This is a genomic window from Pelagicoccus enzymogenes, from assembly GCF_014803405.1.
GTDB lineage: Bacteria > Verrucomicrobiota > Verrucomicrobiia > Opitutales > Opitutaceae > Pelagicoccus > Pelagicoccus enzymogenes.
Window position 1 is genome coordinate 204078 of the sequence record NZ_JACYFG010000051.1, and the last position, 18362, is coordinate 222439.

The 18362-nt window shown below is 56.3% G+C and carries 18 protein-coding genes; 7 read left to right on the forward strand and 11 right to left on the reverse strand.

From position 1 onward, the window contains the following. The first annotated feature begins 72 nt into the window (after nucleotides 1–72). A complete protein-coding gene (locus IEN85_RS19685; RefSeq protein WP_191618816.1) occupies nucleotides 73–1272 on the forward strand; it encodes a DEAD/DEAH box helicase in 1200 nt (399 codons plus the stop codon). A gap of 50 nt (nucleotides 1273–1322) precedes the next feature. Here IEN85_RS19685 and IEN85_RS19690 read toward each other — a convergent pair whose 3' ends face one another. The 5 genes from IEN85_RS19690 to IEN85_RS19710 form a co-directional block, all read right to left on the reverse strand. Further along, on the reverse strand, nucleotides 1323–1859 hold the full coding sequence (locus IEN85_RS19690) for a response regulator (protein WP_191618817.1): 537 nt from the start codon (nucleotides 1857–1859) through the stop codon (nucleotides 1323–1325). Between the two features lie 118 nt (nucleotides 1860–1977). Beyond that, the gene (locus IEN85_RS19695) at nucleotides 1978–2916 is read right to left on the reverse strand and encodes a hypothetical protein (RefSeq protein WP_191618818.1); all 939 of its coding nucleotides are present in this window, start codon (nucleotides 2914–2916) and stop codon (nucleotides 1978–1980) included. Nucleotides 2917–3019: 103 nt separating this feature from the next. Then, nucleotides 3020–3850, reverse strand: coding sequence for an urease accessory protein UreD (locus IEN85_RS19700; protein ID WP_191618819.1), 831 nt, complete (start codon nucleotides 3848–3850; stop codon nucleotides 3020–3022). Between the two features lie 51 nt (nucleotides 3851–3901). Continuing rightward, a complete protein-coding gene (ureG, locus tag IEN85_RS19705; protein ID WP_191618820.1) occupies nucleotides 3902–4510 on the reverse strand; it encodes an urease accessory protein UreG in 609 nt (202 codons plus the stop codon). 33 nt (nucleotides 4511–4543) lie between these two features. Next, complete coding sequence (locus IEN85_RS19710; RefSeq protein WP_191618821.1) at nucleotides 4544–5233, reverse strand: urease accessory protein UreF; 690 nt, start codon at nucleotides 5231–5233, stop codon at nucleotides 4544–4546. A 185-nt stretch (nucleotides 5234–5418) separates the two neighbouring features. Between IEN85_RS19710 and IEN85_RS19715 the strand changes: the two genes are divergently transcribed. Then, the gene (locus tag IEN85_RS19715) at nucleotides 5419–7116 is read left to right on the forward strand and encodes a PQQ-dependent sugar dehydrogenase (protein WP_191618822.1); all 1698 of its coding nucleotides are present in this window, start codon (nucleotides 5419–5421) and stop codon (nucleotides 7114–7116) included. Between the two features lie 153 nt (nucleotides 7117–7269). Here the strand turns inward: IEN85_RS19715 and IEN85_RS19720 are convergent, their stop codons facing one another. From IEN85_RS19720 to IEN85_RS19740, 5 genes are all read right to left on the reverse strand, one after another. Continuing rightward, complete coding sequence (locus IEN85_RS19720) at nucleotides 7270–7701, reverse strand: urease accessory protein UreE (protein WP_191618823.1); 432 nt, start codon at nucleotides 7699–7701, stop codon at nucleotides 7270–7272. A gap of 73 nt (nucleotides 7702–7774) precedes the next feature. After that, nucleotides 7775–9508, reverse strand: coding sequence for an urease subunit alpha (gene ureC, locus IEN85_RS19725; RefSeq protein ID WP_191618824.1), 1734 nt, complete (start codon nucleotides 9506–9508; stop codon nucleotides 7775–7777). Nucleotides 9509–9568: 60 nt separating this feature from the next. After that, nucleotides 9569–10060: a GAF domain-containing protein gene (locus IEN85_RS19730; protein ID WP_191618825.1), complete on the reverse strand. Its 492-nt coding sequence runs from the start codon at nucleotides 10058–10060 to the stop codon at nucleotides 9569–9571. 11 nt (nucleotides 10061–10071) lie between these two features. Continuing rightward, on the reverse strand, nucleotides 10072–10380 hold the full coding sequence (locus IEN85_RS19735; protein WP_191618826.1) for an urease subunit beta: 309 nt from the start codon (nucleotides 10378–10380) through the stop codon (nucleotides 10072–10074). Further along, nucleotides 10377–10679, reverse strand: coding sequence for an urease subunit gamma (locus IEN85_RS19740; RefSeq protein WP_191618827.1), 303 nt, complete (start codon nucleotides 10677–10679; stop codon nucleotides 10377–10379). Before IEN85_RS19740 ends, IEN85_RS19735 begins: the two co-directional genes overlap by 4 nt. Before the next feature lie 337 nt (nucleotides 10680–11016). Here IEN85_RS19740 and urtA point away from each other — a divergent pair, with 337 nt between their 5' ends. The 5 genes from urtA to urtE all read left to right on the forward strand — a co-directional run bounded on the left by urtA (nucleotide 11017) and on the right by urtE (nucleotide 16717). After that, complete coding sequence (gene urtA / locus IEN85_RS19745) at nucleotides 11017–12267, forward strand: urea ABC transporter substrate-binding protein (protein WP_191618828.1); 1251 nt, start codon at nucleotides 11017–11019, stop codon at nucleotides 12265–12267. 100 nt (nucleotides 12268–12367) lie between these two features. Further along, nucleotides 12368–13999 (forward strand): urea ABC transporter permease subunit UrtB, encoded by a 1632-nt coding sequence (gene urtB, locus IEN85_RS19750; RefSeq protein ID WP_191618829.1) that lies wholly within the window; start codon nucleotides 12368–12370, stop codon nucleotides 13997–13999. Between the two features lie 13 nt (nucleotides 14000–14012). Further along, nucleotides 14013–15158 (forward strand): urea ABC transporter permease subunit UrtC, encoded by a 1146-nt coding sequence (gene urtC / locus IEN85_RS19755; protein WP_191618830.1) that lies wholly within the window; start codon nucleotides 14013–14015, stop codon nucleotides 15156–15158. Then, nucleotides 15158–15949, forward strand: a complete 792-nt coding sequence (gene urtD, locus IEN85_RS19760) for an urea ABC transporter ATP-binding protein UrtD (RefSeq protein WP_191618831.1) — start codon at nucleotides 15158–15160, stop codon at nucleotides 15947–15949. The genes urtC and urtD overlap by 1 nt, the downstream gene beginning before the upstream one ends. 12 nt (nucleotides 15950–15961) lie before the next feature. Further along, entirely contained in the window at nucleotides 15962–16717 is a 756-nt protein-coding gene (gene urtE, locus IEN85_RS19765) for an urea ABC transporter ATP-binding subunit UrtE (RefSeq protein WP_224772747.1), read from the forward strand. 103 nt (nucleotides 16718–16820) lie between these two features. Here the strand turns inward: urtE and IEN85_RS19770 are convergent, their stop codons facing one another. Beyond that, nucleotides 16821–18284 carry a TolC family protein gene (locus IEN85_RS19770; RefSeq protein WP_191618832.1) on the reverse strand — a complete coding sequence of 488 codons (1464 nt, stop codon included), beginning with the start codon at nucleotides 18282–18284 and terminating at the stop codon, nucleotides 16821–16823. Between the last annotated feature and the right edge of the window lie 78 nt (nucleotides 18285–18362).

Sequence of the window (18362 nt, forward strand, 5' to 3'; positions counted from 1 at the left end):
GGCGGGTTTTAGGTGTTCGTGTCTGGGATTTGTTAGCTTGCTTCCCCGTGTGGGGATTCCCATATACGCTGAATGCCATTTTCAGGACTTGGGTTATCGGAACCCATCAACAAGGCTCTCGCCGATCTCGGCTTTGAGAAGCCAACCCCAATTCAGGAACAGTCGATTCCTATCGTATTGCAAGGCAAGGACTTGATAGGATCAGCCCAAACCGGGACCGGCAAGACTGCCGCTTTTGGCCTGCCGATTTTGCAGCGCATCGTTCCTGGCAAGCCTTTCCAGTGCCTCATTCTTGAGCCGACCCGCGAGTTGGCGGCTCAGGTCGAGGAAGCTCTCAAGGTTTTTGCCAAGAACCTCGGTATACAGATCGGCCTCATTTACGGCGGCGTCAAGTACGGCGGCCAGATGAAGATGATCGAGAGCGGAGCGGAAATCATCGTCGCGACTCCAGGGCGTCTGCTTGACCATTTGAACCAGGGTAACCTTTCCCTGAAGGAGATGGACTTCCTGGTGCTCGACGAGGTGGATCGCATGCTGGACATGGGATTCTTGCCCGACGTGAAGCGGATCGTGCAGAACTACTGCTCCAAGGAGCGCCAGACCTTGCTCTTCACCGCGACCATGCCGCCGGCCATCAAGACTTTGACCGGTTGGGTGCTGAACGATCCTGCGATCGTGGAGATCGGCAAGAACCGCTCTGCAGCGGAAACGGTGAGCCACGCCTTCTATCCGGTGGTGGAGCGACAGAAGTACAAGCTGCTGCTGGAGCTGCTGGAGCGCACTCACTACGAGAGCGTCTTAATCTTCACCAGAACGAAGTTCAACGCGGACATGATCACGCGTCGCCTCGAGCGCTTGAACCACAAGGTCGCGGCCTTGCATTCCGATCGTTCCCAGTCGGAGCGCACCGAGGCGCTGAAGGGCTTCAAGGACGGCAAGTACGAGGTGCTGGTAGCGACCGACATCGCGGCGCGCGGTTTGGACATTGCTGGCGTAACCCACGTGATCAACTACGACGTGCCGCTGCACGCGGAGGACTACGTGCACCGCATCGGCCGTACGGGACGCGCTTCCCGCGAAGGCGACGCCTTCACGCTTTTGACCGAAGACGAGGTAAAGAACGCGGCAGCTATCGAGCACTTCATCGGCAAGAAGATAGAGCGCAAGAAGCTCGATGGCTTCAACTACATGTATTCGGCGCTTTTCAACGCTCAGGAGAAGTCGGCGGCGGCTGGACCTCGTTCCCGCTTGTTTGGGCGTTCCGGACGCTAGTTTGCTGTGGGCGACTGCCTAAGGATCGCCCCGGTTTAATGTCTTACGCTTCAAGCGTACCGGTTGTTCCAGCTGCTGACGAGATCGTAGGCCAGCTCGTATAATTCGGTAGGCTCGAAGGGCTTGTAGACCATGGTCACGGGCGTCCGCGCTCCGAGCTCCTGTTCGATCTCCTCCTCGGAGTAGTCAGAGTAGGCGGTCACGATAATGAAACGCATGGAGCTGTCGATTTCGCGCAGCTTCTTGATCGTTTCCAGGCCGTCCCAGCCCGGAGGCATTCTCATGTCGACCAATGCGAGGGGATACTTGATGCCCTTGGAGTGGTGGCGTTTCACTAGCTCGTAGGCCTCCTCTCCTTGGTAGGTGGACTGGATTTGGAAATTCCGTTCGCGGCGTTTCGCGGCATCTGTTCCGCTGTTGCCGAGCAAGAGGTTTTCGAGTTCGTCGAGCTTGGCCTCTCCATCATCCCGTTGGTCCGGACGAAGCACTGCGTTGTAGTCACGGTGCAGGGAATGATTGTCGTCGACTATGAGCAACGATCGGTTCTCCAGCTTGGACAAGTCGATATGGCTGTACTTCGAGGACATGGGCATGCTGACACAAGAGCGGTGCTGCCCACCTTGGGGCAGGCCGTCTTGATTTGCAATGAACTGACAGCTTTTTTATGCCTCGTTTACGGAAAATACGGGAGTTTGCTAACGCTTTCTAGAACTGGGTGTCGAGCAGCTCGGCCCGTCCGGTTTTGCGCACGGAGACGAGCGCGGGGGGGAGGGGCTTGGTGGCATTGGAAGGGTAGGGCGAAAAGATAACCGTCGCGGAATCTGGCAGGGCGCCAGGGTCGATAATGCGATGGCGGGTCACGTCATAGCGATTGTGGAGCTTGTTCCCGACGAGTTCGATTTGGGCGATGGATATGGCTTCATTGGCGGAGAGCCCGTCATCCAGGTTGATCTGGCCGAGTTCCGCCGAGATCCGCTTGAAGTCCTCGTTGGAAATACCCCCGAACCCGGCGAGCCGGCTTTGTTCGATGGTTTGGCCCAGGTAGGCGAGCAAGCGAGGGATGTCGATGGAGCTGCCGAGTCGCTTCGCGGTGCGTATCTTGAGGATCTGGCTGTTTACTCCGGCGACGTAGAGTTCGCCTTGTTTGGGAACAAGCCCCTCGGTGTACTGGAAAGTGGCGTGGTTGAACGCGGTGCCTCCGATTTTGTGAATTGTCGGAGGGGCGACTTCTAGCTGGCTGTAGATGCGCTTGGAAGTTGCGAGTTGGAGGTCTGCGAGGGCATCTTGGAAGCTCTTGCGGATCACTTCGGAATCGGTGCCGGAAGGGATGACGCTTGCTTGTAGGTCGTAGACGAATACATCGATGCGGGCCTCAGGATTGCGGTAGCTTATGGCGAGTCCCAGTCCAGGTGACTTCTCTTCGAGTTCGATGACCGGGCGACGAAAGAGCGGGCCCAGGGCCCCGGGAAAGTAGATGCCCGTGGTGTCGTCGAAGTAGGGCGCTGGTGCAAGCTCGAGGTTGGTTTGCGGATTTACGACGTTTACTTGAGTGCAGGAAGTGAGCAGTCCGGCTAGCGCCATGAGGCAGCAGACTGCGCCGAGGAAACGGCTGAGGCTGCGGATGGGTTGGGATCGAGGAATCACTGCACTGCTAGTCTAAGAGGGGGAGGAGAGCTACCTACTGGGAAACGGATCAGGCCATAGAAAAACGGCAGCTGAATTTGTTCACTGGTTTCTTTTCCTTTCTTTATCGTCGCAAGGCGGCTGCTTCGCGTTGGATTGCCCGATAGTATTGGCTGCGCACGGCTGAGCACGCCTTTCGAGCGGCGATGGGGTCTTGAGCGAGGATCTTCACGCACCAGCAGGAGGATTGGGCGAGCTGGCTGGATCCGATGCGAAACCCTGTGTCTTGCAGCTCATGTATCGCCTGCCAAAAGGCTTTGTTGTCCTCCAGCTTCTCGGAGACGAGCAAGATCGAAATGTAGAACGGGAAAGGAGCTCCCAGCTCATTGGTCCAGGCAGTAGCCGTTCCTTGGGACGGTTCAACGCAGTGCTTCTCCAGCAAAGCCAGCTTTCCGTCGTAGCGAAGGGAAAGGCGGTTGCGAAATTGGCGAAACGAGAAGGCCTCGTTGTGGGCGATGCGACCGGGAGCGATGGCTTCGATGAAAAAGAGTTCCGCCCCCTTGGCGAGCTCGATGGTCGTGCGTTGAGTGAAGGCGCTTTCGCCTTGGAGAATGAGCCACTCGGGATTGCTCTCGAGAAAGGCGTTTTTCTCGACGCGAAAGGATTGGATCCATTTCGCGTCGCTATCTCGATCCATTTTATGGATACGAAGCGAGGATGGATTGGAGAGGGTTAGCGATGCCTCCGCTTCTACGATAATCTCCAGGTCCGCTGAATCGCCCGCGAGCATCCCTGCGGTTGGACACATGAGGTTGAGCAAGAGGCTCTGCCCGTTCCAGTAGGGCTTGGAGATGTGCACGGGAGTCTTGAACTCCTTGCGGCTAAGGATGCATTTGCCGGTTTGGTCGCGCGAGCAGGTCGCGTAGAGGTGTCCGGCGACGTGCGGCCGTAGCATGGAGGGTGGCTCTTGAGTTTCCACTAAGCAGGGAGTTCCGCGATGGAAGCGCTAGAAGAGATACTCCTTTTTCAACCAAGCGATGACGTCGTCGAGGCCTTTGTGAGACTTGAGGTCGCAGAAAAGGAAGGGTCGCTCTCCGCGCATCTTTTTGCTGTCGCGGTCCATAACGTCGAGATCGGCTCCGACGTATTGGGCGATCTCGATCTTGTTGATGATCATCAGGTCAGAGTACTGGATAGCGGGTCCCCCTTTGCGTGGGATCTTATCGCCTTCCGCGACGTCGATGACATAGATGAAGGCGTCGACCAATTCAGGTGAGAAGGTTGCGGAAAGGTTGTCGCCGCCCGATTCGATAAGCACGGCTTGAGTGTCGGGATGGCGCTCGAGCAGTTCGTCGATGGCTGCCATGTTCATGCTGGTGTCGTCGCGGATGGCAGTGTGCGGGCAGCCTCCTGTTTCGACTCCCATGACGCGGTCTGCTTCGAGGGCTTTGTTGCGAACGAGGAACTCCGCATCTTCGCGGGTATAGATATCGTTGGTGATGGCTACGAGGTTGTATTCAGATTTCAATGCTTCGCAGAGGCGGAGGAGCAGCATTGTCTTACCGGAGCCAACGGGGCCACCGATTCCGATACGGACTGGACGGGAGTTGTTCATTTTCTGGTAAAGTGGTTTTTAGTTATTTGGGCCTTAGGAAATGAATAGGCGCGAGAAAGCTTGCTCGTGGCGTTGGGAGGCGATGTCAAGGTTTGGAAGGAAGGCGCCTGCGAAGTCGCGTTCGACTGGGAGCGATTTGGAAACGAGCATCTCGATGTCTTGTAGTGCGGAAGTGAGTACGCTTTGGGCTCCTTCCTGTCCGATACGGATCAACTTCAGCGAAGCGGCGCAAGGAGCGGCCAGCGTCTGGTAGGCCCAAGCCGCCAAGGTGGGCTCGAGCGGGGTGCCGAGGTCGACGTTTTCGGCGGCGAATACGGTGAGGTGGTGGGGGGTGAGCCGCTTTACGTTTTTCAGTTCCTGCAGGGTTTCGAAGAGAGGAGTCGGTCGCAGCTTGCTGATCAGCCGTAGGCGCTGCTGGCCTTGGGCGGAGCTGGCGTTCCTGAGTTCCTTTGAGGGCTTGGATGCGCCGATTTCAGCGTCCAGCTCGCAGATGATCTCGGGATCAGGCTTCGATGCCGATTCGTATAGGAACCTCAAATACGGGAGTTCGAATTCCTGAAGGTTAAGGTAGACGACCGTTTTTAGGTAGCGCAGGAGTGATTCGCCATCGCGCACCTCACCTGTCGCGCAAAGCTCTTCGAGTCCATAGGAGTGCGCGTACGACCCGATAGGGAATAGCGGATCGGTAGTTTGCAGCATGCTGGGGAGCCAAGGGAGATTCATGGTGACTAAGGTTAGGCTTAGGGGTTTTGCAAAAATCTGGTGGATCAGACCAGCTTCTTCTTACCTTGGGCCCGAGTTAATTTCCGCACTTGTTTTGCCAGGGGGAAATTGGAATCTTTTGAGGATGGCAATACTCCGAGAAGGTGCCGTTAATAAATCCCGTCCACTTGATTCGTTCGCCCCAAATGTTTCGTTTTGCCTTATTTTGCTTTTTCGTCGTTTCGATCTCGAGCTTCGATGCGTTTGCGCAGGCTTCAGCTGGCTACAGCCAGGAGCCAGAGTTGGTGCAGCGTGGAGAAGTCGTTTTCCAATCGCTCTGCGCGTCCTGCCATACGTTTGAGCGGAATGCGATCGGTCCCGAGTTGAGTCGGGTGTTCTTTCGCGCCGAAAAGCAATGGATCTTCAATTTCATCAAGGACCCGCAAGCGGTAATCGATAGCGGCGATGCTCGCGCTCGAGAGCTGCAAGAGAAGTACAGCAGCGTCATGCCCAGCTTCGGTTTGAGCGATGCCGACATCGAGGCGGTTTTGGCTTATATGTATGCGAACCGTAGAAAGCTTCGGAACAAGGAGTTGAAGGAGACTTCGAAGGGAAAGGGGCTGGAGGATCCGATTCCTGAAAAAATTGCAGACTCGGGAATCGTGCTTGAATTGGAGGCGTTTTGCGCGATCCCGCCGAGTTCTGAAACCTTGCCGGTGGCTCGCATCAATAAGCTGGCGGGCGTGCATGACAAGGGCGAGGAGCGGATATTCGTCAATGACCAGAGAGGCGTGCTGTACGAGATCGTGCAAGGCGAGGCTCGGGTTTTTCTGGATCTAGCAAAGAGGCGTCCGGAGTTTGTGCATACACCCGGTTTGGCGACCGGCTTTTCAAGTTTCGCGTTCAGTCCCGAGTTCGAAAGCGACGGCCTGTTTTACACGCAGCATGCGGAGTCCGGAGACGCTGCAGTTGCCGATATTCAATTGCCGCCAGGAAGAAAGGCTAAATTGCAGTATGTTGTTACGGAATGGCAAGTTGAGGCTGGAACCAGGGCATCCATCGAAGGCGAAGGGCGCGAGTTGCTGCGCATCGAAATGGTGGATACGTCGCACGGAATGCAGGAGCTTGCGTTCGACCCATATTCTAGAAGAGGAGATCGTAACTTCGGTTTGCTTTACATTGGAGTGGGAGATGGCGGGGCTAGCTACATCGGTCGACCGGATCTGATCGAGGGTGCTGGCCTTGTTTGGGGAACGGTTTTGCGCATTGCTCCTCAGGGTACAAATAGCGGCAATGGTAAGTATGGGATTCCAGGCGATAATCCGTTTGCGGATGGGGCGGGTGGCTTGCCTGAAGTGTTTGCCCACGGATTCCGGAACCCGAATGCGTTGAGCTGGAGCTCGGACGGGAGTTTTTACGTCGCGGACATTGGACATTGGCAGATCGAGGAGCTAAACCGCGTGGAGGCAGGAAAAGATTATGGGTGGCCGAGGTTAGAGGGAACGTTCGAGATCGACCTGTTGAACGACCAGTCCCAGGTGTATCCAAGAAATGGAGATTACGGCGATGTCGTCGACCCCTTGCTGCAGGTCGACCACGACGAAATGATGGCTATCGCCGGGGGATTTGTTTATGAAGGCTCGCAACTGCCGCTGCTGAAGGGAACTTATTTGTTTGGCGATATCGCCACGGGGCGAGTGTTGGTCGCCAGCGACTTGAATCGAGCGAAAGCGAAAGCCGAGGACGTTAAGCTTTCGATTGCTGGAAATATCACTTCTTTGACGGAGCTTGCAGGTAACGAGCGGGGTGACTTGAGAGTGGGCAGGGACGCTGCAGGCGAGCCCTACTTTTTGAGCAAGACGAGCGGAACGATTTGGAAGGTCGTCGGTGCCAGCAGACCTTAGAGGCCTGCCCAATCAGCCCAACTCGTTCGTGGCTTCGGGCGCTTTCTTTTCGCTGCGTCGATATTCCCCTTGGGTATATATCAAGGCGATAGCTGAGATTCTGAGCTCGATTTGCCTATTGCCCGCTCCAAAGCGAATAATCGGACAGTAGTCCTAATGATGATGGTGGGCGGCTGCGTTGGAAGGAGGCTGGAAAACCGCTGTAGCCTCCTCAAACGCGATGTTGGAGCGTTCGAGCATTTGCCGCACTGCGGGATCGTCCTCCGCGAGAATGGCTCCTGCTTCGAAGGCGGCGGGAAAGTGCATGTTGCCAACCATCCATCCGTAGAGGGCAGCTTGCTCAGCGTCCTCAATGGGAATCCGCAGAACGGGTTCGGGAGCTTGTTCTATGAGGTAGACCGAGTCGTCTGTTTCGTAGAATGGAGTCTCGTGCTTGAGGGGGTGAGGCAAGTCGAAGCCGAAGTCTGTTCCATCGTCAGCGGTGGCGCGGAAGCGGCGTTTCGCGAGTTTGCGGCGGTCGATTTTTAGGTGTATCCGGCTTTTGGATTCGGGAATGTTGTGAAAGTGGGTGGTGATGAGTTGCATGCGAAGAAAGTAGGAGCGAGCTTGCTCGCGAAGCGTTGGGCTTTCGCGAGCAAGCTCGCTCCTACCAATGGAATTAGAACAGGAAGTAGCGTTGGGCTAGGGGGACTTCGGTCGCGGGTTCGCAGGTCAGCAAGGTTCCGTCCGCTTTGACTTCATAAGTTTCGGGATCGACCTCGATCTTGGGGGTCGCGTCGTTGTGCAGCAGGTCTTTCTTGCTGATGTTGCGAGTGTTCTTGGTGGCGACGAGGCGTTTTTTCAGGCCGAGCTCTTCCGCCTTTCCGCTGTCGAGGAAAGCCTGGCTGACGTAGGTGAGGCAAGTCTGGTACTTGGCGCTGCCGTGAGCGGCGAACTGTTTGCGGTAGAAGGTTGGCTGAGGGGTGGGGATGGAAGCGTTTGGATCGCCCATATTGGCGAGGGCTATGAGACCGCCCTTGAGCACGAGTTCCGGCTTTACGCCGAAGAAGGCAGGTTTCCAGACGACAATGTCGGCGAGCTTACCGACTTCGATAGAGCCGACCTCGTGGGCCACGCCACAGGCGATGGCGGGGTTGAGCGTGTATTTCGCAATGTAGCGAAGGGCTCGGAAGTTGTCCGCATCGGGATGTGTATCCGAATCTAACTTACCGCGTTGGACTTTCATCTTGTGCGCGGTTTGCCAAGTGCGGGAAATAACCTCTCCCACGCGTCCCATGGCTTGGGAGTCGGAGGACATAATCGAGAAGGCGCCGATGTCGTGGAGGATATCTTCCGCCGCGATGGTGGAAGGTCGGATACGCGATTCTGCGAAAGCGACGTCCTCGGGAATCTTGGAATCTAGGTGGTGGCAGACCATGAGCATGTCGAGGTGCTCGTCGATTGTATTCACCGTGTAAGGACGCGTTGGATTGGTGGAGGAAGGGAGCACGTTGAGCTCGCCGCAAACCTTGATGATGTCCGGGGCGTGTCCTCCGCCTGCGCCTTCGGAGTGGAAGGTGTGGATGACGCGGTTTTTGAAGGCCGCGATCGTGTCTTCCACGAATCCGGATTCGTTGAGGGTGTCGGTATGGATGGCAACTTGCACGTCCATCTCGTCGGCTACGCCGAGGCAGGTATCGATGGCGGCGGGATGGGTGCCCCAGTCTTCGTGCAGTTTCAGGCCCATGGCACCTGCAGCCACTTGTTCGCGGAGGGCGTGTGGGTTGGAGGAGTTGCCTTTGCCCATGAAGCCAAGGTTCATGGGATACTCTTCGGCCGCTTCCAGCATGCGATGGATATTCCATGGACCCGGGGTGCAGGTGGTCGCGTTCGTTCCAGTGGCAGGTCCTGTGCCGCCGCCTGTCATGGAGGTGACGCCGGAAGCGAGCGCTTCGTCGATCTGCTGGGGGCAGATGAAATGGATATGGGAGTCGAAGCCGCCGGCGGTGATGATGTGGCCTTCTCCTGCGATGACCTCGGTGGAGGCACCTACTGTCATGCCTTCGCTGATACCGTCTTGGATGAGGGGGTTACCGGCGTGTCCGATTCCGGAAATGCGGCCGTTTTTGATGCCGATGTCCGCTTTGATGACGCCTTGCACGGCGTCGAGAATGGTGGCGTTGGTGATGACGAGATCGAGGGAATCTTCGGCAAGGGCTTTGGGGGACTGGCCCATGCCGTCGCGAATGACCTTGCCGCCGCCGAACTTCACTTCGTTGCCGTAGCCGCCGTTTTGAGCGATCAGGTCGCGCTCGACTTGTATCAGGATTTCGGTGTCACCGAGGCGAACTTTGTCGCCGACGGTGGGGCCGAACATTTCGGCGTACTGGCGTCTGTCGATTTTAAGGCTCATGGCAGTTCTTTTGGAATCGGGAAGCGGGTCGGATCGCGGCTTGGTTGCGCGGGAGGGGGTCTAGTTGAAGAGGAAGGAGGTGAGGGTGGCGATGGTGCGGAGGTAGTCCTCGTTGGCCTTGTCCCACTGGCGTATGCCGCGGCGATTTTCGCAACAGATGATACCGATGGGGACGAGGTCTTTCTGAATGATGAAGTCTAGGAGGGAGTGAATCCCATTGGGGATGAAGTAAGGTTCCGTGAACTCGCGGGTTGCCTGTTGGGTGCGGGCGTGAGGAGCATTGACGATGTTGTCCTCCACGATAGCCTTGAAGTAGACTGGAAAGTCTTCGCGCTTGAGGACGAAGCCCTTGGTGAAGGATTTGTCCAGCGCGTCGTAGCAGCACTGGCATTCGATTTGCGAGAGTTCGCTGTCGAAGGTCCAAACGCTGGTGCGGTCCGCATCGACGCCTTCGGCGCTGTCCTGGCAGACGGCCTTGAAGATGTCGTATCGGTCGGCACTTGCCCGTTGGGCGATGAGGCCCTTGGTGCGCAGCATGGAGGAGTGGGGCATTGGGGTGTTTGTTAGAGGTGTCCGTCGATTTTGTTGTTAAGTCCGTAAACTTCTCTTTTCCCGGCCAAAGCGACGAGTTCGACTTCCTTGGAGTCGCCGGGTTCGAAGCGAACCGCGGTTCCGGCGGGAATGTTCAGGCGAAAGCCGCGAGCGGCTGCCCGATCGAAATCGAGAGCGGAGTTGACCTCGAAGAAATGGAAGTGGCTGCCGATTTGTATGGGGCGGTCGCCGGTGTTGGTGACGGGAAGCGTGACGGTGGCAAGTCCGGTATTCGCTTCGAGCGGCTCCGCCTCGGCGGGTATGATTTCACCTGGTATCATTGGATCGGGTTGTGAACGGTTACGAGTTTGGTTCCGTCGGGGAAGGTGGCTTCCACTTGCACCTCGTGTATCATTTCGGGCACGCCGTCCATGACGTCGGAGCGCTTGAGCAAGGTCGCGCCATAGCTCATGAGTTCGGAGACGGATCTTCCGTCGCGGGCTCCCTCGAAGATCTCGTAGGTGATGATGGAAACCGCTTCCGGATAGTTGAGCTTCAAGCCGCGCGCTTGACGGCGGCGGGCCAAGTCGGCGGCGACGACGACCATGAGCTTTTCTTGTTCGCGAGGGGTGAGGTGCATAGAGGCTGGGTTGTGGTAAGGTTTTGCAGCCTAAGCTGTAGGGAAGTTTGCGAGGCTTCAAGAGCGGTAGGCGCTTTTTTGAGAGCATCAGCAATTCTCAAGCCACTGAGGAATCGGCCAGCTCAATTTAAGGGTAATACTTTTCGAGCGAAAGGTATGCTCAATATTGATCTCTTTTCATTCTTTGGATGCGTGAAATTCATGGAGTTGGAGGATTTTCACAAATTTTGAAAGGTTGGCCCAGCAGTTGCTCATAGGGTGGAACTTGCAGCGCTGTTCGCGGCGATTGCAGAGCCTTGTTCAAAAGTAACACCTAACCCTCCTATTAGATTATCAAATGAAGGATGTTAAAAAACTAACCCTTGGCCTCGCCTCAGCGGCCGCCTTGTTCTCCTCCTCGCTTCTAGCTCAAGACACCGTTAAGGTCGGTGTCCTCCATTCGCTCAGCGGTACTATGGCAATCAGCGAAACCTCGCTGCGCGACATCTTGCTTTTTGCGTTTGACGAAATCAATGCCTCTGGCGGCGTTCTCGGCAAGAAGATCGAGCCGGTCGTAGTGGATGGCGCATCCGACTGGCCAACCTTCGCCGAAAAGGCGGAACAGCTGCTCGCTCAAGACGAGGTAGCGGTTACTTTTGGTTGCTGGACTTCCGTGAGCCGTAAGTTCGTGCTTCCTGTCTACGAAAAGTACGACGGTCTGCTTTTCTATCCCGTTCAGTACGAGGGCGAGGAAATGTCTCCCAACATCTTCTACACGGCTGAGGCGGTTAACCAGCAGGCGATCCCCGCGGTGGACTTCCTTCTCGAGGAAGGCTACGAAAAGTTCTACTTGGTAGGCACGGACTACGTTTATCCGCAGACTACCAACTTGGTGCTCTTCGAGTACTTGAAGTCGAAGGGCATCCCTGAAGAAAACATCGGTGGCGGACTTCGTAAGGAAAACGGCGAAGTGATCTCGGCTGGCAAGTACACGCCATTCAGCCACACCGACTACCAGCAGATCGTTGCTGAAATCAAAAACTTCTCCGCTGGTGGCGGGGCAGCGGTGATCAACACGATCAATGGCGACTCGAACGTATCCTTCTTCAAGGAGATTGCCGCTTCCGGTATCACCTCCGACACTACGCCGATCGTTTCTTTCAGCCTCTCGGAAGACGAGTTCCGCGCCCTCCCAACCGACGACCTCGTTGGTCACCTCGGTTGCTGGACTTACTTCATGTCTCTCGACACGCCTGCGAACAAGAAGTTCGTTGCGAACTTCCAGAAGTGGTTGAAGGAAAAGGCTCCCAGCAGCGTCGAGAAGGAAAACCGCGTGACCTGCTCGCCAATGGTTCTCTCCTACAACGGCGTGTACCTCTGGAAGGCCGCCGTAGAAAAGGCTGGAACTTTCGATTATGCGGAAGTTCGTGACGCGCTTTGGTCCGGCGTTTCCTTCGACGGCCCAGGCGGGACGGTTACTACCCAACCGAACCATCACCTCACCAAGAACGTCTACATCGGCGAGACGCTCGAAAACGGCCAGTTCGAAATCCTTGAGTCTTTCGACAACGTCTACGGCGAGCCATTCTTGAAGGGCACTTTCGAGTAAGCTCCATTTTCGCACTCTCTCGGGCTCGCTTTGGTACTCCTCGTTCCAAGGCGGGCCTTTCCTCTGCCCTCCTATTATTCAGTTGATCTGAACTTCGATTATGAAGAAGTCTCTTTTCGTCCTCCTATTTACCCTTGTCGCCAATCTTTGGGGACAAGACGACCCCAGAGTACGGCAGCTTCTTGAGGATCTTGCTCTTGAACGAGCGGATGACCAAGACGCGCTGCTGGATGAACTCGCTAATTCGGGGGATTCGTTTGTTACCAGCTTTGTCGATGCCTGGCGCACTGGCGAAGTTTATCAATACGCTCCAGATGGGAGCGACCCTATCATCGTTATTAAGGTATCCGAAGCTTACATACAGCTTTCGACTTGGGAAGAGCTCGAGTTAACGCCCAGTCAAATCGAGGAGATCGAGGACAACAAGAGCCGTCCGTCTCGCCGTTTGCGTCGCACCCTTTCCCGCGTCACGGATACAGTGGATTTGGCCTCCAAGGATGTCGGAACGCGAAAAGCTGCCGCGTTGAAGTTGGGTCAGAGCCAGAACCAAGAGTATTTAGAAATTCTCAGGGCTCGTCTCGAGAAAGAGGAAAACAGCTCTGCTGCCGAAGCCTTGCGAGAAGCGATCGCCATCAGCTTGCTGGCAAACTATTCCAGTCCGGAAGAGCTGAAGGAAGCGATTGCGGCGCTCGGCGAGTTCCGCTCTATCGGGGCGAAAAGCAAAATAGAAACCATTCGCGACAAAGCCCTGGAAGAAGGGGATGAGGACCTTGCGGCGATCGCTACCCAATCCGTGAAGTATATCGAAGACCACGAAGCGATACTGCGGCACGCGGGCAGTATCTTCCGAGGGATTAGCACAGGTAGTATATTGCTAATCGTAGCGTTTGGTCTGGCCATCACCTTTGGCTTGATGGGGATCATCAACATGGCTCATGGCGAGTTTGTAGCGATCGGTGGATACACCTGCTACGTGATGAACCAGTTCTTTTCCGAAGCCTACGGGACTCAATCGGACGCGTATCAATGGTTTTTCTGGTGTTCGATTCCGCTTAGTTTTCTGGTTGCGGGAACGCTAGGCTGGCTGCTTGAGATCAGCTTTTTCCGCTTTCTCTACAAACGACCGCTCGAGTCGCTGCTAGCGACTTGGGGCCTCTCAATGGTCATGCGCCAGATGTTCCGACTCATCTTCGGAGCGGCCAACGTTCAGGTTGGAAATCCGGAAGTGCTATCTGGCAACGTCGAGTTCTGGGGCTTGGCCATGAGCGAGGCGCGTATCTTCGCCATCGGTTTCGCCGGTTTCGTGGCCCTGCTGACCTGGGCCTTGCTCACCAAGACGAATCTAGGACTTTTCATCCGGGCGGTGATGCAAAACCGCAACATGGCTTCCAGCCTTGGTATCCCCGTCAAGCGAGTGAATTCGCTCACCTTCGCATTTGGCTGCGGCTTAGCGGCGATGGCCGGCGCGGTCTTGTCGCAGATCGGAAACGTTGGCCCTGAAATGGGGCAAGCGTACATCGTGCAAAGCTTCATGGTGGTGGTCGTCGGAGGCGTTGGCAACCTGCTGGGAGCAGGACTATCGGCCTTGGGCATTGGCGTCGTCGACCAGATCCTGCAGCCTTTGATCGGTCCGATTATGGGAACGATCGCGGTACTGTTTATCATTATCCTGTTTCTTCAGCGGAAGCCCGGCGGGCTTTTCCCGACGAAGTCTCGCAGCATGGAAGACTAGAAAGGAGCGTACCATGAAACTTTTCGATAATAAGATAGAATTCGGTGGCTTCTTGATGGCAGGGCTAGTCCTTGTTTTCGTGCTGCCTCTCCTGAACGCCTACGTGCCGGAGGGAAGCGCGTTACATTTCTCCGAGTATCACATCGGTCTTTGGGGAAAGTATATTACCTGGGCGATCTTGGCGATGAGCCTGAACTTGCTTTGGGGCTACACCGGGCTGCTCTGCCTCTGTCAGGCATTGTTTTTCGCTTTGGGCGCTTACGCCTTTGGCATGTACCTGATGCTGCACGCTGGAGTGGATCCGGTTTATAATACGGCTTTGCCGGACTTCATGGACTTTCAGGGCTATACCTCGCTCCCGTGGTACTGGAAGCCTTTTGGCAGTGGAGCGTTCGCTATTGTCGCCTCTATGGTCATCCCGGGATTGCTTGCTTTGGTTTTTGGATACCTTGCGTTCAGTTCGCGAATAAAAGGCGTCTATTTCTCGATCCTGACCCAAGCTTTGACGTATGCGCTGTCGCTGTTCTTCTTTATGAATACAGCTACGATCTTCGGAAAGAGCTTCATCCTTTTCGGAGGAAATAACGGGCTGAACAACTTCGGGGAGATCTTTGGCTTCGGCGTAAACGAGGCGTCCACCAAGCGCACGGTGTTTGTTGGAAGCGCCTTGTTGCTGTTGGTCGTTTATTTGCTGATCGCTTGGTTGATCAAGACGAAGTTTGGCATGGTCCAGCAGGCGATTCGCGATAGCGAGAACCGCGTACGGTTTTCCGGGTATTCGACAACGAACTACAAGCTTCTCATTTTTGTGGGGAGCGCGATGATCGCCGGCATTGCGGGAGCGTTCTACGTGCCGCAGGTTGGGGGTATCAACGCGAATGAAATGGTCCCTGCCAAGTCCCTTGACGTCGTGGTTTGGGTGGCCCTCGGCGGTCGCGGAACCAAGTTCGGCCCAGTGATCGGCGCTATTGTAGTGAGCGTGATAAAGAGCTATGCCCAAGTCGAGTTTCCCAACTCTTGGCTGATCATACTCGGGGCGATCTTCATGTTCGTCGTGCTGTTCATGCCGAACGGCCTCGCCGGATTGCCCAAGCAATTGGCTCCGCTCTGGGCCCGTATCCGCGGCAACGCTTCAACCTCGGCAACCCCTGTTTCCTAATGGCTCACATCCCTCCGGAAAAGCACACTCCACTTATTCTCAGCGTTGAAGGTGTCGACAAGTCTTTCGACGGTTTCAAGGCAATCAACGACCTGAACTTCTATCTCGAAGAAGGTGAATTGCGCACGGTGATCGGACCGAATGGCGCGGGCAAAAGCACCTTCATGGATTTAATCACGGCCCGCACCAAACCGGACGCGGGCAAGATCCAGTTTCACTTGGACAATGGCCGAGACGTGGATTTGACGCGCGTTCGCGAGCACGACGTGAGCCAGTTGGGTATCGGACGCAAGTTCCAGAATCCGACCGTGTACGGGTCTCACACGGTGTACGACAACCTGAAGCTGTCGCTAGCTGGCGAGCGTGGAATCTTTCACTCGCTCTTCTCTCGAGAGACAGCCGCGGATCGGGACAAGATTTTTAGCGTCCTGGAAACGATTCGTTTGGACAAGCATGCAGATTATTTGGCGGGTGCTTTGTCGCACGGTCAAAAGCAGTGGCTGGAGATTGGCATGCTGCTGGCTCAGGATCCCAAGATCATGCTGGTGGACGAACCTGCTGCCGGCATGAGCGACGAGGAAACGGAGCGAACGGGTGAGCTGTTGCTGAGCCTGCAGGGCAAGCACAGCTTAATCGTGATCGAGCACGACATGGAGTTCGTTCGGCAGATCGCAAGCCGTGTAACGGTGCTGCATCAAGGTCACGTTCTGAAGGAAGGCAGCTTTGATTTCGTCAAGAGCGACCCTCAGGTGATCGAAGTTTACCTCGGCCGCCAAACCCGCAAACACTAGGAGATTCAAAAGATGGATACACAAGTTCAAGAGGCGGCGCCTGCCGCGCCGGCGAGCGATTCGATGCTCCTGTCCGTCAAGGACGTTTACGCTGGTTACGACGAATCGATGATTTTAAAGGGCGTGTCGATCGACGTGCCGGAAAAGAAGGCGGTTGCCTTGCTGGGACGTAATGGGGTGGGAAAGACTACCTTGCTCAACACGATTCTTGGCATTGTGGCGACTAAGGCTGGCTCGATCGAGTTCACGGACCGTTCCATCGAGAAGATGGCTCCTGATGTGCGGGCTCGTCTGGGGATTGGATACGTGCCGCAGGGGCGCGACATCTTCCCGGGGCTGACGGTATGGGAAAATCTCAACGTCAGTTTGCGGGTCGCCAATGCGGGCAAGGACGCGGAGGCTCGCTTGGAGTCGGTATACGAGCTTTTTCCTGTTCTCAAGGACATGCTCAAGCGCAAGGGCGGGGTTCTCAGCGGCGGCCAGCAACAGCAGCTTGCAATTGGCCGCGCTCTGCTGCTGAAGCCAAAGCTCCTCATTCTGGACGAGCCGACGGAGGGTATCCAACCCTCCATTATCGACCAGATCGAGGACGCGATCTATGCGATTCGCAAGAAAGGCGAGATGAGCGTGATCTTGGTCGAACAGTACATCGACTTTGCCCGCAACGCTTGTGAAAGCTTCTACATATTGGAGCGCGGTTCCGTGGTGCAGAAAGGTGAGATTGCGAAGCTAGACGACGACATGGTCGCAAAGTACCTCACAGTCTAAGCGTATCCAGATATTGGTACGAAGTGAATTGATAGCCTTTGCCTAGGCTCGAACCGTTGCAGCCCCATGGCAGGAGGCTGCAGCTGCTGAGTTCCGGATTCCTCTAGAGGTCGATGCCTTGGCTCTGGAGGGTGCTGCCTTTGACTTGGTGGTAACGGGCTACGGCGATGTTGTAGTTGGCGATCGATTCGAGCTCGCTCACTTGGGCGGCGGTAAGGTCCTCTTGGGCTTCAAGCACGAAGAAGGTGGTGCTTTGCCCGAGGTTGAGCTTGCGTTCTTCGGCTTCGAGGGAGCGTTCGGCGAACTCGCGACCTTGGCGGGCAAGCTCGCGGCTTTGGGCCTCGGACTCGATGCGGCGGGCGGCGTTGTCGAGCTGGATCGCGATGGCTTGCTGGAGCTGCTGGCGCACGAGGTGGGCTCTGTCTTTGAGGAGGCGGGCTGCAGCTCGGTCTGCTCCGGCGCTGCGGTTGAGCAAGGGGCGGCTGAAAGTGACGCCTACGAAAAGGTCGGTTTCGGCGGAGCTGAGTCCTTTGTAGCTGGAGGTGAAGGAGTCGCCGAAACTGGTGCGGAAGTAGCGGGCGTTGAGGTCGAGGGAAGGAAGCGCCCCGCTGTTGGCCGTTTGCTCGTTGATGACCGCTTTTTCGATCTCGAGCAGGGCTTGTTGGTAGTCAGGACGGTTCTGCAGGGCGTATTCAAAATCTTGGCTCAGGTTTCCGCTCCAATCTTGGGGAGCGGGCATGGCGCCGATCTCTACCTGCCAGTCGAGCAAGGGTAGCGCTTCGTTGGATACGAAACGTTTTAGTTCGTTGAGGGTGTCGAGATAGAGGCGTCGCTGCAGCACGACGTTGGCTTCGCGTTGGGCGAGGCGGGTCTCGGCGACTTCTACGCCTCGGGCTTCGATTGTTCCAAGCTCGGCTCGTTTGCGGGTGTCGGCTACCAGTTGGCTGGCGAGCTGGCGGGATTGCTCTGCGACGCGTAGTGAGTCCTTGCGCAGGGCGGTTTGGTTATAGAGGGTGATGGCGTTGGTGACGGTGGTGATGGCTTGCAGGCGGAAGCTTTGCTCGGACTGCTGGTAGCTGCGTTGGGCGATCTTAATGAAGCTGCGGGAGTTGGCTCCGAAGTTTTTTAGCAGCGGTTGGTAGAGGGCGATGCCGGCGTTGGCCGCGTGAGTATCGGGGCCGCCGAAGTTGTTCTCGAAGCGACCGGTGGCAGCGTCGAGGGTGAGGCGTCCACCGGTGGGAATATTTTGGGAGATGGAGGCGGAGCTGACCTCGCCTTCCTGGGAGTTGAAGGACGAGGAGGCTCCCCCGCCGCCGCCTAGGGCTCCGTCGGAATGAGTGGCACCGATTGCGGGATCCCAGTAGCCGCGGGTGCTCCTCAGGTTTTGAGCGGACACATCCTTGTCGAGCTGCACGATGCGGATCTGGAAGTCTCGCTGGAGAGCGAGGGCGATGAGGTCCGGCAAATCGATCTCCTCGGGCACGTTGTCGGCGGCCCGCAGGGGGGGCAGGGCGAGGATGAGAGAAAGCAAGAGGGTTGAAGGACGAAAGGTAAAATTGCGTGTCATTTTATGGGTCCCAGGTACCGGGATTTTGCGGAAATCGATGAGTGGATCGGCTTGGGAAATGTGATCGGGTTGATGCGG